Source organism: [Micrococcus luteus] ATCC 49442, assembly GCF_010367585.1.
Lineage (GTDB): Bacteria > Actinomycetota > Actinomycetes > Actinomycetales > Micrococcaceae > Arthrobacter > Arthrobacter luteus_A.
In genome coordinates this window covers 2,885,444-2,898,198 of sequence record NZ_JAAAXP010000001.1, presented here as the reverse complement: position 1 = coordinate 2,898,198, position 12,755 = coordinate 2,885,444, and the positions used below count along the sequence as shown (strand labels likewise).

The following is a 12,755-nucleotide window of genomic DNA, read 5'->3' as shown; positions in this document are numbered from 1 at the left end:
AGGAATGACTGCAGCCGGTAAAGTGTTGGAATCTGCAGCGACGACGCTCGCGCGCCACTTCATTCTTACGCCCTGAGGGAACACCCATGTCTACAGAAGTCTCTTCGAACGCCTCCGGCCAGCCGGGCCAATCCGGCCAGGCGGCGGCGTCGAGGCCCTCCTCGCCGGAGAAAATGTCCCGCGAGTCGGTGACGATCATTGCCACCCTGCTGGTGGCGACTTTTGTGGTGATCCTCAACGAGACCATCATGAACGTAGCCCTGCAGCGGCTGATGGTTGACCTTGGCGTCGACGCGCCCACCGTACAGTGGCTCTCGACGGGCTTTATGCTCACCATGGCCGTGGTCATTCCCACTACCGGCTTCATCCTGCAGAGCCTCTCCACCCGGGCTGTCTTTATGCTGGCCATGGGCCTGTTCGCCGGCGGAACCGCACTGGCTGCCGTTGCGCCAGGTTTCGAGATCCTGCTCCTGGCCCGCATTGTCCAGGCCGGCGGAACGGCCATTATGCTCCCGCTGCTGATGACCACCATCCTCACCCTGGTGCCGCTGGCCAAGCGCGGCGCCGTCATGGGCAACGTCAGCATCGCCATCTCCGTGGCGCCGGCCATGGGGCCCACCGTCTCCGGAATGATCCTGGAGCACTTCACCTGGCGCTTTATGTTTGTCTTTGTCCTGCCGGTGGCACTGGCGGCCCTTGCCATCGGTGCCAGGTACCTGACCAATATCGGTGAGACGGAGAAGACGAAGCTCGACATCCTCTCGGTACTTCTGACAGTTCCTGCCTTCGGCGGCCTGGTGTACGGCCTGAGCCAGATCGGCGGCGGACACGGCGGCCAGAGCGGTCCGGGCACCGTGGCCATCGCCGCGCTGGTTATCGGCGTGGCCAGCCTGACGGTCTTTGTGCTCCGCCAGCTCCGGCTCCAGAAGGCGGAGGCTCCGCTGCTGGATCTCCGTGCCTTCAACTTCCGCATGTTCACCGTCTCGGTGCTGCTGATGGTGGTGGCCATGATGGCGCTGTTCGGCGGCGTGATCCTGCTGCCGCTGTACCTGCAGGAAATCCGCGGACTTGGTTCATTGGAGACCGGCCTTGTCTTGCTGCCCGGCGGCTTGGCGATGGGCCTGCTGGGCCCGTTCATCGGCCGGCTGTTTGACAGGATCGGCCCGCTGCCGCTCACCGTCACCGGTTCCGTCCTGATGGTGCTGAGCCTGTGGCAGTTCTCCATGCTCGACGCCGGTACTCCCGTGTGGTGGATCGTTACCCTGCACGTGGGGCTGAGTTTCGGGCTGGCGCTGCTGTTCACCCCGGCATTTACCACGGGCCTGAACCCGTTGCCGCCGCACCTGTACTCCCACGGCTCGGCCATCATGAGCACCACCCAGCAGGTCGCCGGTGCCGCCGGCACCGCGCTGCTGGTGTCCATCTTCGCTGTCGTGTCCGCCTCGTCCGGTCCGGTGGCGGGGATGAGTGCCGCCTTCCTGACGGCAACCGTCATAGCGCTCGCCGCCGTCGTACTTTCTGCCATGATGCGCAAAACAGAAGGTGCGGCTCCGGGCCACGGGCCAGCCCACTAACCCAACTGAGTAGCAGTAAGTGTCGTTTTGAGCGCTCAAAACGACACTTACTGCTACTTACTTGGGGTTGAGTCCCTCATCCAGCGGGCCACGGAACCTTCCCAGAGCTGTGGCCAAGTGTTCCACTCCTGGGTGTGCCGTCCGGAGGGAAACTTGACCAGGCTGACGAGGTCAGGGAAACGGGCCGCGTAGTCCTCGCTGATGCGGATCGGCGTGCTGGCATCGCCGACGCCGTGAAGGATGATCACTGGCACAGGCGGCGCCATACCGCTGAAATCCAAGGTCCGGAGGTCCAGCGGTTGGACCAGGCCCGCAAGGCGGTGCAGCGGCCCGCCGAGGATCCGGAACGCTCCGGTGGCAAGCGCGGCCGGAAGCAGCCACGCTGCCGTGTGCGAGGAAAGCGTCCGGCGCCAGTCCAGGACCGGGGCAGTCAGAACCAGGCCAACGATCAGGTCCCGGTAGGCCGAGGTGTGGGCTGCGGCCAGGGCCATCGTTGCGCCCATCGACCAGCCGGCGATGATGATCCGGGCTGCACCATGCGACGCTGCATACTCGAGGGCGGTTTCCACGTCCGCCAGTTCGCTGAGGCCGAGATGGTGTTTTCCGTCCGCGGTCGGGGGAGCGTCCGGGTCGCCGCGGAATGAGATGAGCAGCTGCGTGAATCCCAGCCGGTGGAAGAACGGAGCGGTACGAAGGCCGGTGGCCCGCCGTCCGCCAAGCCCGTGGACGTGAATTACCCAAGAGCCCCGGCCGGTACCGGGGATGAGCCACGCCGGAGCCGGCCCCGGCAGGGGCGCGTCATCGAAGGGCAGGCCCGCCGCTCCAGGGTCCGGGTAGACGTAGCCGGACCAGTACCCCGCAGTGCCCGGCCTGAGCTCGCCGCTGTAGATTTTCAGGACGCGCCGGGTGACTGTGCCGGCCTTTTTGTCGCTGGATATCACCTGGCCGATCCGGGCGTGCCCGGTGCGGTTGCCCCAATAGAGGCTGTAGGCGCCGGGAGCCATTGTGTCCCGGTCGGCCTTAAGGGTCACGGTGCCGTTGGCGCTCCCCACAATGCGGATCCGTTCGGGACGCCGTTCCACCGGGGTCACCAGCGTCCTCGCAATGTGCACGCTTACCCAGCCGGCTAAGGAAGCTGCCGCCACTGCCGCTGCTCCACACGCGGGGCCCAACCAGCGCGGGGTCACTTAGAGCCCAGTAAACGGACCGGAAAGGGCATCATCTGACTCCGCGTTGCTGGTTGCCCTGCCGGGGTCAGCCGGCGAAGAAGTCGCTGAGCTCGGTGATGAGCTTGTCCGGGGCGCGGAGGGCGCCGTCGTGGCCGAAGCCAGGCAGGATGGTGTAGCTGGAACCGGACAGGACGTCGTGGATCTGGCCGCAGGCAACCCCGAAGTAGGCGGGGCTCTTTTCACCCACCACAATCAGTGTCTCCAGCGGCAGCTCCAGGAACGGCTCGGCCGGCATGTCCGCGGCAATGATCGCCTTGACTTCCCGGACACCGGTGCGCATCATTTCCCGCATTTGCTTGCCAAGGTGCGTCCCGGCCGTGAGCTTGTTCGCGATGGTCAGCATGGACAGCGGCATCCGGGAAAAGGCGCCGCCGGTTTCCAGTCCCTTGGTGAGGACGGCGAGGGCACGGTCATCGTCTCCGGTGGCCGTGGCACGCTCGTATTCCGTCGTCCAGTCCGCCTTGACGCTGTGGTTCACGGACACGGCCGGGTCATACACGGCCAGCCGCTCCACGGGAAGCGTTCGGGCCGCATGCAAGGCCACTGCGCCGCCGAAGCTGTGGCCAAAGACATCGGTGCTGGACGTGTGTTTCATCACGGCGTCAAGGTCGCGGATGTCCACGTCCAGGGTGTAATCCTCGGGCTGCGGCGAGGACGAGCCGCGGCCGCGCCGGTTGAAAGTGTGGACGGGGCGGCCCAGGGCGGCGCTGAGTTTCTGGGCGAACTTGGTGTAGTCAGCCGCGGTCACCATGGACGTGGGCACCACAACTACGCCAGAGCCGGCAGAGGCCAGTTCCGCACCGGTGGTGAAGAGCTCCAGGGTGCCGCCGTCGGGGGTCTTGATGTTCTCGCGCGTCATGATTCGAGCCTAGCCGAGCCGGCTGAAGAATGTCTTAGCCCTTGAAGTACTCCGCGATGTCTGTGACCAGTTCCTTCACCGCGGCCGGGATGGAGCCGTGGAAACCCTTTGGCGACAGTTCGAACGTGCTGCCGGGGACCGCGGCATGCAACCGCTGCGCCGTGACCTTGTAGAACCGCGGACTTTTGCCGCCGGCCATGAAGTGGGTGTTGGCGGGCAGCACTGCGAAGTCGCGTGCATGGTCCACCTCGTCGTAGGCGGCCCGCAGCTCACCCACGCCCGTGGGCATCAGCTCCCGCGCCATTCTGTTGACCTTGGTACGGGAGACCAGTGCCATCAGCCCGGCGAGGACCGGTTCGGGGATCTTCGAGAGCGCAGTGGACGGCTGCATGCCCTTCTTCAGAAGAGCCATGGCATGCGCCACCTTGCCTGCATTCACCGCAGCCTCGAAGTCGCCCAGCCACGAGGTATCAATGCTGCCTTCGATGTTCACGGCTGCGTCGTACACCGCCAGTTTGTCCGGCTCGTGCGGCGTTCCCGCAAACTCCTGGACGGCGTTGAGGGCCACCGAACCGCCCAGGCTGTGGCCGAGGAGGTTCCGGGCGCCGGTGGCCTCCATGATGGTGCGGACATCGGCGATTTCGGTTGCCATGGAATAGCCGGCCGGCTGTTCAGTGGACTTTCCCCGGCCGCGCCGGTCATAAACATCCACGGCCCACCCCTCGCCCAGGCCGTCGGCCAACGCCATCGAAAACGGCCGGTAGATCAGCGCCGTGAGGAAAGCTCCGCCAATGACCACCACACGGCGTTTCCCCGGTGCATCCTCGGTGCCGTAGCTGTACAATGCCAGCCTGCCGCCGTCGTGCGTGGGGACTTCCTGCTCTTTCACGGTTCCCATCCTAGGCGGATGGCGCTGCGCCTCCTGGCAGCGGTGCGCCGGGGGCCGATGCTCTTCGCAAACCTACCGCCGCCGTCCCAGCGGCCGCACCTGGCCGTCGCTGGCGTTGATGAACCGGGCAATCCGCACAGCGAGTCCCTTGCCGGGGCGGATGGGTCCTTCATGCAGCTGTCCCGGAACCACACGGAAGTCGATGGACGGCACGGCCGCGGCCAGCTGGCGTCCGGTCTCGGCGAAGTACGCCGGGCTCCAGCCGCCGCTGAGCATCAGGATGGGTGTGGTGAGCACGGTGAAATCGTCCAGCTCGGCGTCTGCATCGAGAACGGCACGCATTTCCTTGACGGCGGTAGGCAGCAGCTGGCGCATTTCCGTTCCCAGGTTTGTCCTGGCTGAAAGGATGCTCAGCATCCGCAGCGCGCCCAGCGGCAGGTAGGACAGCGGCCCGGCAGTGCCCAGGCCCTGGACCAGATGCGCCCAGGCATGGTTGAGCTGGCCCGCGGTGACGGCGTCCTCGAGCTCGGGCCGCCAGCGGTGGCTGAGGTTTCCGGACAGTGACACGGCGGCGTCGTAGGTCACCAGCCGGCGGATCGGCAGGGTCCTTGCCGCCAGCAGCGCCACAAAGCCTCCGTAGCTGTGCGCCACAACATCGGTGGAGCCTGTCCTGTCCATCACCGCGGCAAGGTCGCTGACTTCGGTATCTGCCGAATAGTCGTCAGGCTGGATCGATGACCCGGCGCGGCCGCGCCGGTTGTAGCAGTGCACGGGGCGTCCGAGCAGGACGCTGAGCTTCCGCGCGAAAGGGCGGTAGAGGGCATCGGTGACCAATGTGCCGTGGACAAGTACGACGCCGGGAGGTCCCGCCGTCGTCGGGTCCGGTTCTGCAGGGGTGAGGAATGAATGGCCCTCAAGGTGGCCACCGTCCTCCGTTGCAACTCTCCACGACTCCACAGCCTGAGTCTATGCCCGGCAGCTGACCGGAAGCCGGTCAGCTGAACTCCCGGTAAACTTGGGGATTGTGACTTCCCAAAACACCCCCACCCCCAAAAATGCCCCAGAGCCCCTCGACGCCAGCGAGCAGATGCGCATCCGCATGGACAAGCGCGCCAAGCTGATCGAGCGCGGCACCGAGGCGTATCCGGTGGGTGTGGAGCGCACGCACTCACTCACCGAGATCCGCGAAAAGTACGCACACCTCGAGGCCGACGACACCACCGGCGACACCGTGGGCGTCACCGGCCGCGTGGTTTTTGTCCGGAACACCGGCAAGCTGTGCTTCGCCACCCTGCAGGAAGGCGGCGTTGACGGCAAGGGCACCCGGCTCCAGGCCATGCTTAGCCTGGCCAACGTGGGCGAGGAAGCGCTCGCGGACTGGAAAGCCCTGGTTGACCTTGGGGACCACGTGTTCATCAAGGGTGAGGTCATCTCCTCCCGGCGCGGCGAGCTGTCCGTGATGGCCGAATCCTGGTCCATGGCTTCGAAGGCACTGCGCCCGCTGCCTGTGCTCCACGCAGAGCTGAATGAGGAGACCCGCGTCCGCCAGCGCTACGTGGACCTGATGGTGCGCGACGAAGCCCGCGAGATGGTCTACACCCGCGCCGCCATCACCCGTTCCATCCGCGAGAGCCTCTACCGCCACAATTATGTGGAGGTGGAGACTCCCATCCTGCAGCTGGTCCACGGCGGCGCCCTGGCGCGTCCGTTCGAGACGCACATGAACGCGTTCGACCAGAAAATGACCCTGCGCATCGCCACCGAGCTGTACCTCAAGCGGGCCGTCGTGGGCGGCATCGACCGTGTCTACGACATGGGCCGCGTGTTCCGCAACGAGGGCGTGGACTCCACGCACAGCCCCGAATTCACCACGCTTGAGTGCTACGAGGCCTGGGCGGACCAGTTCGTTATGGCCGGGCGCATCAAGGAAATCATCCTCGACGCCGCTGACGCCGTGGGCGCCGGCCGCACCCTCCAGACCGAGGCCGGGGAGATTAACCTCGACGGCGACTGGGCCTGGGTTTCGGTCTACCCGGGGCTGTCCGACGCCGTTGGCCAGGAAGTCACCCCTGACACGCCGCTTGAGGTGCTTCGTGACATTGCCACCAAGCACGAGGTTAAGGTGGACCCGAAGTGGGACGCCGAGAAACTGGCCGTGGAACTCTTCGGTGAAATCGTGGAGCCCACGCTCCTGAACCCGACGTTTGTCTATGACTATCCGCCGTCGGCCCAGCCCCTGGCCCGCCCACACCGCGAAGACGGACGGCTGATCGAAGCCTGGGACCTGATCATCGGCGGCATGGAACGCGGCACGGCCTTCTCCGAACTCATTGACCCGGTCATCCAGCGTGAGCGGCTCACCGAACAGTCCCGGCACGCTGCTGCAGGCGACGTCGAAGCCATGCAGCTGGATGAGGACTTTCTCCGCGCGCTCGAATACGGTGCCCCGCCCATGGGCGGAATCGGGCTGGGCATCGACCGCCTGGTCATGCTGTTTACCGGCGCAGGCATCCGCGAGACTATCCTCTTCCCGCTCCTGAAGCCTGAGGGACACTAAGCATGGAATACGTAGCCGTACTGCTGCCGTCAATAGTGGTGGGCCTGATCTTCTGGTTCGCCATGAAATCGATCTTCAATGCCGATAAGTCCGAGCGCCAGGCTGAAGCGCGCGCCAAGGCTGAAGCCGAAGGGCGCGCCGCCAAGCCTTTGAATGGTTCGGATCCGGACGCGGGTAAATAAAGCAGCCGAAGTTCGCGTGAATATCCACAGCGGACATTTGTCGCTTTGACGCGGTGCCATAAAGAGGTTCATACTTTTTGTAGAAACATCCTGCTTTTCTGCACACCCGAACCTCAAAGAGGAAGTCTTTAAATGGCACAGAAAGTAAACATCATCCTCGTAGATGATCTGGATGGGGGATCCGCGGACGAGAATGTCCGGTTTGGCCTTGACGGGGTCAGCTACGAAATTGATCTGTCGGCGGCAAATGCGGCCGAACTTCGTTCCAGCCTTGAACGGTTTGTCGCGGCCGCACGCAAAACATCTGCGGGCCGGGCTACGCGTACGAAGGCAGCAGTGACGGGCCGTGGCAATGATTCGGCGCAGATCCGTCAATGGGCACGGGATAACGGCTACACGGTCAACAGCCGCGGCCGAATTCAGGCTGAAATCCAGGAAGCCTACCAAAAGGCCAATTCCTGACACTGATGGCTTTGAACGCTGAGAGCCCTGTTCTGCCCTGCGGCGGGACGGGGCTTTTTGCTGCCTTTGGATAATGCGGCTGTCCGCGCATCGGGCGGAAAACCGTAGCCGCCAAACGGCCCTGAGTGTTGCCGTGAGTGAATCGTCCGCAAATTCCCTGCTATTTAGGTGACTCGGGTCCGGGACCTCGGACTGGGACGCCCGTCCAATTTGTGCCTATCCTTTCGCACGCCCGGCGCGAGGCTGAAATGGAGGGAAATGGCAGGGCGCGGCGAGTCATTGCAGTTACAGCCGCTTTGTTCCCTATGTTCCGGAGGCTGTCGGAATTCGTCCTGCAATTGGCAGCAGCCGGCTGACACTTCGCTGTTCTATTTCCGGAAGTAACCAGCTTCAGGGGCGCCCCAGCGAAGGCCACGCAATACTGAGCGCCGCAAGGGCCGGCAGCGACAGCCACGCGCGGTGGACGTTCCAGAGGGTCTAGCGTTCGAAGGATGGTCTGCCGTCCGCGCCGCAGGAATAGCCGCAGGAATACCGGCGGCGGCGGCCGGCCGCGGCGATTCCGGTCACCTGAGAATCACCACGGTTTCCCCTGTGGCGAACACGCTCCACAAGTCGGGATCGGGCACGTAGCATCAAAGTACGTTGTAGCTAGGAGTGTGGCGAAATGTTTGAGCGATTTACGGACCGTGCCCGTCGCGTCGTTGTGCTTGCCCAAGAAGAGGCACGCATGCTGAACCATAACTATATTGGTACCGAACACATCCTCTTGGGTCTGATCCATGAGGGCGAGGGTGTGGCTGCAAAGGCTCTTGAGTCCTTGAGCATTTCGCTCGACGGCGTCCGCGAGCAGGTGCAGGAGATCATTGGCCAGGGCCAGCAGGCCCCATCCGGCCACATTCCCTTTACGCCACGCGCCAAGAAGGTGCTGGAGCTGTCCCTGCGCGAAGCGCTGCAGCTGGGCCACAACTACATCGGCACGGAGCACATCCTGCTGGGCCTCATCCGCGAGGGTGAGGGCGTAGCTGCCCAGGTGCTGGTCAAGCTTGGTGCTGACCTCAACCGGGTCCGCCAGCAGGTCATCCAGCTGCTCTCCGGCTACCAGGGCAAGGAAACCACCGGCGCCGGCGTCGGCCCGGGCCAGCCCGAAGGCGCCCCGGCCGGTTCGGTCGTCCTGGACCAGTTCGGCCGCAACCTCACCCAGGCTGCGCGCGAGAACAAGCTGGACCCCGTCATCGGCCGCGAGTCCGAGATGGAACGCGTTATGCAGGTCCTCTCGCGCCGTACCAAGAACAACCCCGTCCTGATCGGTGAGCCCGGCGTCGGCAAGACCGCCGTCGTCGAAGGCCTCGCCCAGGCGATTGTCCGCGGCGACGTCCCGGAGACCATCAAGGACAAGCAGCTTTACACCCTGGACCTCGGGTCCCTGGTGGCCGGCTCGCGGTACCGCGGTGACTTCGAAGAGCGCCTGAAGAAGGTCCTCAAGGAAATCCGCACCCGCGGCGACATCATCCTCTTCATCGACGAAATCCACACCCTTGTGGGTGCGGGTGCCGCCGAAGGTGCCATCGACGCTGCGTCCATCCTCAAGCCCATGCTGGCCCGCGGTGAACTGCAGACCATCGGTGCCACCACACTGGATGAGTACCGCAAGCACATCGAGAAGGATGCCGCGCTGGAGCGCCGCTTCCAGCCGATCCAGGTCAAGGAGCCCTCTGTCGCGCACGCGATCGAGATCCTCAAGGGCCTGCGTGACCGCTACGAGGCACACCACCGCGTCACCATCACCGACGGCGCCCTTGCCTCGGCCGCCAGCCTCGCCGAGCGCTACATCTCGGATCGCTTCCTGCCGGACAAGGCCATCGACCTGATCGACGAGGCCGGTGCACGGCTGCGTATCCGCCGGATGACCGCTCCGCCGGAGCTGAAGGCCATGGACGAGCGGATTGCCCAGCTGAAGATGGAGAAGGAATCCGCCATCGACGCGCAGGACTTCGAAGGCGCAGCGGCACTCCGTGACAAGGAGCAGAAGCTCATCACCGAGCGTTCCGAGAAGGAACGCCACTGGAAGTCCGGCGGCATGGACGACATCTCCGAGGTGGATGAGGACCTCATCGCCGAGGTGCTGGCCAACTCCACGGGCATCCCGGTCTTCAAGCTGACCGAGGAAGAATCCTCGCGCCTGCTGAAGATGGAAGACGAACTGCACAAGCGTGTGGTTGGCCAGGACGAGGCCATCAAGGCCCTGTCCCAGGCAATCCGCCGCACCCGTGCAGGCCTGAAGGACCCGAAGCGTCCGGGCGGTTCGTTCATCTTCGCCGGCCCCACCGGCGTCGGCAAAACCGAGCTGGCCAAGGCCCTGGCTGAGTTCCTGTTCGGTGAAGAGGATGCCCTCATTACGCTGGACATGTCCGAGTACTCCGAGAAGCACACGGTTTCGCGGCTGTTCGGTGCCCCTCCGGGCTACGTCGGCTACGAAGAGGGTGGCCAGCTCACCGAGAAGGTCCGCCGTCGTCCGTTCTCCGTGGTCCTGTTCGACGAAGTGGAGAAGGCACACGCTGACCTCTTCAACTCGCTCCTGCAGATCCTCGAAGACGGCCGCCTGACCGACTCCCAGGGCCGAGTGGTGGACTTCAAGAACACGGTGATCATCATGACCACCAACCTTGGCACCCGCGACATCTCGAAGAGCGTTGCCACCGGCTTCCAGTCCGGCACCGACACCCAGACCGGCTACAACCGGATGCGTGCCCGTGTGACGGAGGAGCTCAAGCAGCACTTCCGCCCCGAGTTCCTGAACCGTGTGGATGACGTTGTGGTGTTCCCGCAGCTGACCCAGGACGAGATCATCGAGATCGTGGACATGTTCGTTGGCCGGCTGGAGAAGCGCCTCAAGGACAAGGACATGGGCATCGAGCTCACGCCCGCGGCCAAGGTGCTCCTGGCGACCCGCGGCTACGACCCCGCCATGGGTGCCCGGCCGCTTCGCCGCACCATCCAGCGCGAGATCGAGGACCAGCTTTCCGAGAAGATCCTGTTCGGCGAGATCCACGCCGGCGACATCGTGGTGGTGGATGTGGACGGCGAAGGCGACGACGCCAAGTTCACCTTCGCCGGCAACGCCAAGCCGCGCATCCCGGAGATCGCCCCGAGCGTCTAACCAGCAACCGCGAAAGCCCCGCCACTCCACCAGGAGCGGCGGGGCTTTCGCCGTTTATGTCCCAATGGCTGGGTCCGGCGCCGCCGGTGTCAGAGTTCCGCCTCGTAGGATGGTTAGTGTGACTGACTCCTTCCATATCCGCCCTGCCCGCACTGGCGATGTTGCCGCGATCAAGAGGCTGGTGGCACCGCTGGCGGATCAGCGGATCCTGATGGCCAAGGAGACGGTTGCCTACTACGAGAGCCTGCAGGAATTCAGGATTGCTGAGTCGGACGACGGCGAAGTCATCGGCTGCGGGGCCCTGCATGTGATGTGGGAAGACCTGGCGGAAGTGCGCACCCTGGCTGCGTTGGATGCGTGGCGCGGCAAGGGCGTGGGCCACGTGCTTGTGGAGAGCCTGCTCGAGGAAGCACGCGCGCTCGGCGTTGACCGGGTCTTTTGCCTTACGTTCGAAGTTGACTTCTTCAAACGTCACGGCTTTGAGGTCATGGCCGATCAGTCAGCGGTGGACCCCGTGGTCTACTCCGAACTGCTGCGTTCCCATGACGAAGGCGTGGCCGAATTCCTTGACCTGGCGCGGGTCAAGCCCAACACCCTGGGCAATACGCGCATGATCAAGTCCCTTTAGGGAGCACCTGTCGTTAACCGTGGGTCACTTTTGCTGCTTTTAGTCGAATTGATAGATAAACTAGACGGGCCGCAGTTTGGGGCCTGCCGGTAAGGGACAGTCATTGGGGGCTGTCCCTTACCTCTGCGCTGATTCCGCAGGCTACCGGAGTCCATGCCGCGGTAGTAGGGTCAAAGTGCATCGTGTAGGACGAGCCCAGACCCCAGGAGTTCTGCCATGAAGAAGCTCATCAATGACCCACGTTCCGTAGTCGACGAGTCTGTAGAGGGCTTTGGTCTTGCCCATGCGCACCTCGTCAACGTCAGTGCCGACCCCAAATACGTCACGCGCAAAGACGCTCCCGTGGCGGGCAAAGTCGGGCTGGTTTCCGGTGGGGGAAGCGGCCACGAACCACTGCACGCCGGTTTTGTGGGGCAGGGAATGCTCGACGCCGCCGTGCCCGGTGCGGTGTTCACCTCACCAACGCCGGACCAGATCCTTCCGGCGACGCTTGCTGTCAACTCCGGTGCCGGCGTCGTGCACATCGTTAAGAACTACACCGGTGACGTCCTGAACTTTGAGACCGCCGCCGAACTGGCGCAGGCCGAGGGGGTGGAGGTCCGCACGGTCCTGGTCAACGACGACGTCGCTGTGGAGGACTCGCTCTACACAGCGGGCCGCCGCGGAGTGGGCGGAACCGTCCTGGTAGAGAAGATCGCCGGTGCGGCAGCCGAGCGGGGTGACAGCCTTGATGCCGTGGCCGCGATCGGTGACCGCGTCAACAGCAATGTCCGCACCATGGGCGTCGCACTGTCGGCCTGCACCGTTCCGCACGCCGGGTCGCCGAGCTTCGACCTGGCCGATAACGAGATCGAGATCGGCATTGGTATCCACGGCGAACCCGGCCGCCACAAGATCCCGATGGAGAACGCGGACGGCATCACGAACCGGCTGCTGGAGCCTGTGCTCAGCGACCTGGGCATTTCCGGTGGCGAGAAGGTCCTGCTGTTCGTCAACGGAATGGGCGGCACGCCATTGAGCGAGCTGTACATCGTGTACCGCCGCGCAACGCAGGTGCTCGCGGAACACGGAGTCACCGTGGAGCGCTCACTGGTGGGAAACTACATCACCTCTTTGGAGATGCAGGGCTGCTCCATCTCGGTGCTCCGGCTCGACGACGAACTGACGCAGCTGTGGGACGCCCCGGTCCACACGGCCGCGCTGCGATGGGGGGTCTAA

At 64.4% G+C, this 12,755-nt stretch carries 11 protein-coding genes; 7 read left to right on the top strand and 4 right to left on the bottom strand.

From position 1 onward, the window contains the following. Positions 1-86 precede the first annotated feature (86 nt). A complete protein-coding gene (locus GUV69_RS13185; protein WP_164203033.1) occupies positions 87-1,574 on the top strand; it encodes an MDR family MFS transporter in 1,488 nt (495 codons plus the stop codon). A gap of 53 nt (positions 1,575-1,627) precedes the next feature. Here GUV69_RS13185 and GUV69_RS13180 read toward each other — a convergent pair whose 3' ends face one another. The 4 genes from GUV69_RS13180 to GUV69_RS13165 all read right to left on the bottom strand — a co-directional run bounded on the left by GUV69_RS13180 (position 1,628) and on the right by GUV69_RS13165 (position 5,508). Further along, positions 1,628-2,719, bottom strand: coding sequence for an alpha/beta hydrolase family protein (locus tag GUV69_RS13180; protein WP_164203031.1), 1,092 nt, complete (start codon positions 2,717-2,719; stop codon positions 1,628-1,630). 109 nt (positions 2,720-2,828) lie between these two features. Continuing rightward, on the bottom strand, positions 2,829-3,662 hold the full coding sequence (locus tag GUV69_RS13175; RefSeq protein WP_164203029.1) for an alpha/beta fold hydrolase: 834 nt from the start codon (positions 3,660-3,662) through the stop codon (positions 2,829-2,831). A 34-nt stretch (positions 3,663-3,696) separates the two neighbouring features. Beyond that, the gene (locus GUV69_RS13170) at positions 3,697-4,560 is read right to left on the bottom strand and encodes an alpha/beta hydrolase (RefSeq protein ID WP_373458678.1); all 864 of its coding nucleotides are present in this window, start codon (positions 4,558-4,560) and stop codon (positions 3,697-3,699) included. A 63-nt stretch (positions 4,561-4,623) separates the two neighbouring features. Continuing rightward, positions 4,624-5,508: an alpha/beta fold hydrolase gene (locus GUV69_RS13165; protein WP_164203026.1), complete on the bottom strand. Its 885-nt coding sequence runs from the start codon at positions 5,506-5,508 to the stop codon at positions 4,624-4,626. Between the two features lie 67 nt (positions 5,509-5,575). Between GUV69_RS13165 and lysS the strand changes: the two genes are divergently transcribed. The 6 genes from lysS (at position 5,576) to dhaK (ending at position 12,755) form a co-directional block, all read left to right on the top strand. Then, positions 5,576-7,108 carry a lysine--tRNA ligase gene (gene lysS, locus GUV69_RS13160; RefSeq protein ID WP_164203024.1) on the top strand — a complete coding sequence of 511 codons (1,533 nt, stop codon included), beginning with the start codon at positions 5,576-5,578 and terminating at the stop codon, positions 7,106-7,108. A gap of 2 nt (positions 7,109-7,110) precedes the next feature. Continuing rightward, positions 7,111-7,290 carry a hypothetical protein gene (locus tag GUV69_RS13155; protein WP_164203021.1) on the top strand — a complete coding sequence of 60 codons (180 nt, stop codon included), beginning with the start codon at positions 7,111-7,113 and terminating at the stop codon, positions 7,288-7,290. A gap of 132 nt (positions 7,291-7,422) precedes the next feature. After that, positions 7,423-7,752 (top strand): histone-like nucleoid-structuring protein Lsr2, encoded by a 330-nt coding sequence (locus GUV69_RS13150; RefSeq protein ID WP_164203019.1) that lies wholly within the window; start codon positions 7,423-7,425, stop codon positions 7,750-7,752. A gap of 664 nt (positions 7,753-8,416) precedes the next feature. Next, positions 8,417-10,909, top strand: coding sequence for an ATP-dependent Clp protease ATP-binding subunit (locus tag GUV69_RS13145; protein ID WP_164203017.1), 2,493 nt, complete (start codon positions 8,417-8,419; stop codon positions 10,907-10,909). Between the two features lie 118 nt (positions 10,910-11,027). Then, positions 11,028-11,537, top strand: a complete 510-nt coding sequence (locus GUV69_RS13140; protein WP_164203015.1) for an amino-acid N-acetyltransferase — start codon at positions 11,028-11,030, stop codon at positions 11,535-11,537. A gap of 216 nt (positions 11,538-11,753) precedes the next feature. Further along, positions 11,754-12,755 carry a dihydroxyacetone kinase subunit DhaK gene (dhaK, locus tag GUV69_RS13135; RefSeq protein ID WP_164203013.1) on the top strand — a complete coding sequence of 334 codons (1,002 nt, stop codon included), beginning with the start codon at positions 11,754-11,756 and terminating at the stop codon, positions 12,753-12,755.

What these genes read in the sequence shown, in the direction of transcription:
- GUV69_RS13185 (WP_164203033.1), top strand. Translation starts at nt 87, where the DNA reads ATGTCTACAGAAGTCTCTTCGAACGCCTCCGGCCAGCCGGGCCAATCC.
- GUV69_RS13175 (WP_164203029.1), bottom strand. Translation starts at nt 3,662, where the DNA reads ATGACGCGCGAGAACATCAAGACCCCCGACGGCGGCACCCTGGAGCTC.
- GUV69_RS13170 (WP_373458678.1), bottom strand. Translation starts at nt 4,560, where the DNA reads ATGGGAACCGTGAAAGAGCAGGAAGTCCCCACGCACGACGGCGGCAGG.
- GUV69_RS13155 (WP_164203021.1), top strand. Translation starts at nt 7,111, where the DNA reads ATGGAATACGTAGCCGTACTGCTGCCGTCAATAGTGGTGGGCCTGATC.
- GUV69_RS13150 (WP_164203019.1), top strand. Translation starts at nt 7,423, where the DNA reads ATGGCACAGAAAGTAAACATCATCCTCGTAGATGATCTGGATGGGGGA.
- GUV69_RS13145 (WP_164203017.1), top strand. Translation starts at nt 8,417, where the DNA reads ATGTTTGAGCGATTTACGGACCGTGCCCGTCGCGTCGTTGTGCTTGCC.
- dhaK (WP_164203013.1), top strand. Translation starts at nt 11,754, where the DNA reads ATGAAGAAGCTCATCAATGACCCACGTTCCGTAGTCGACGAGTCTGTA.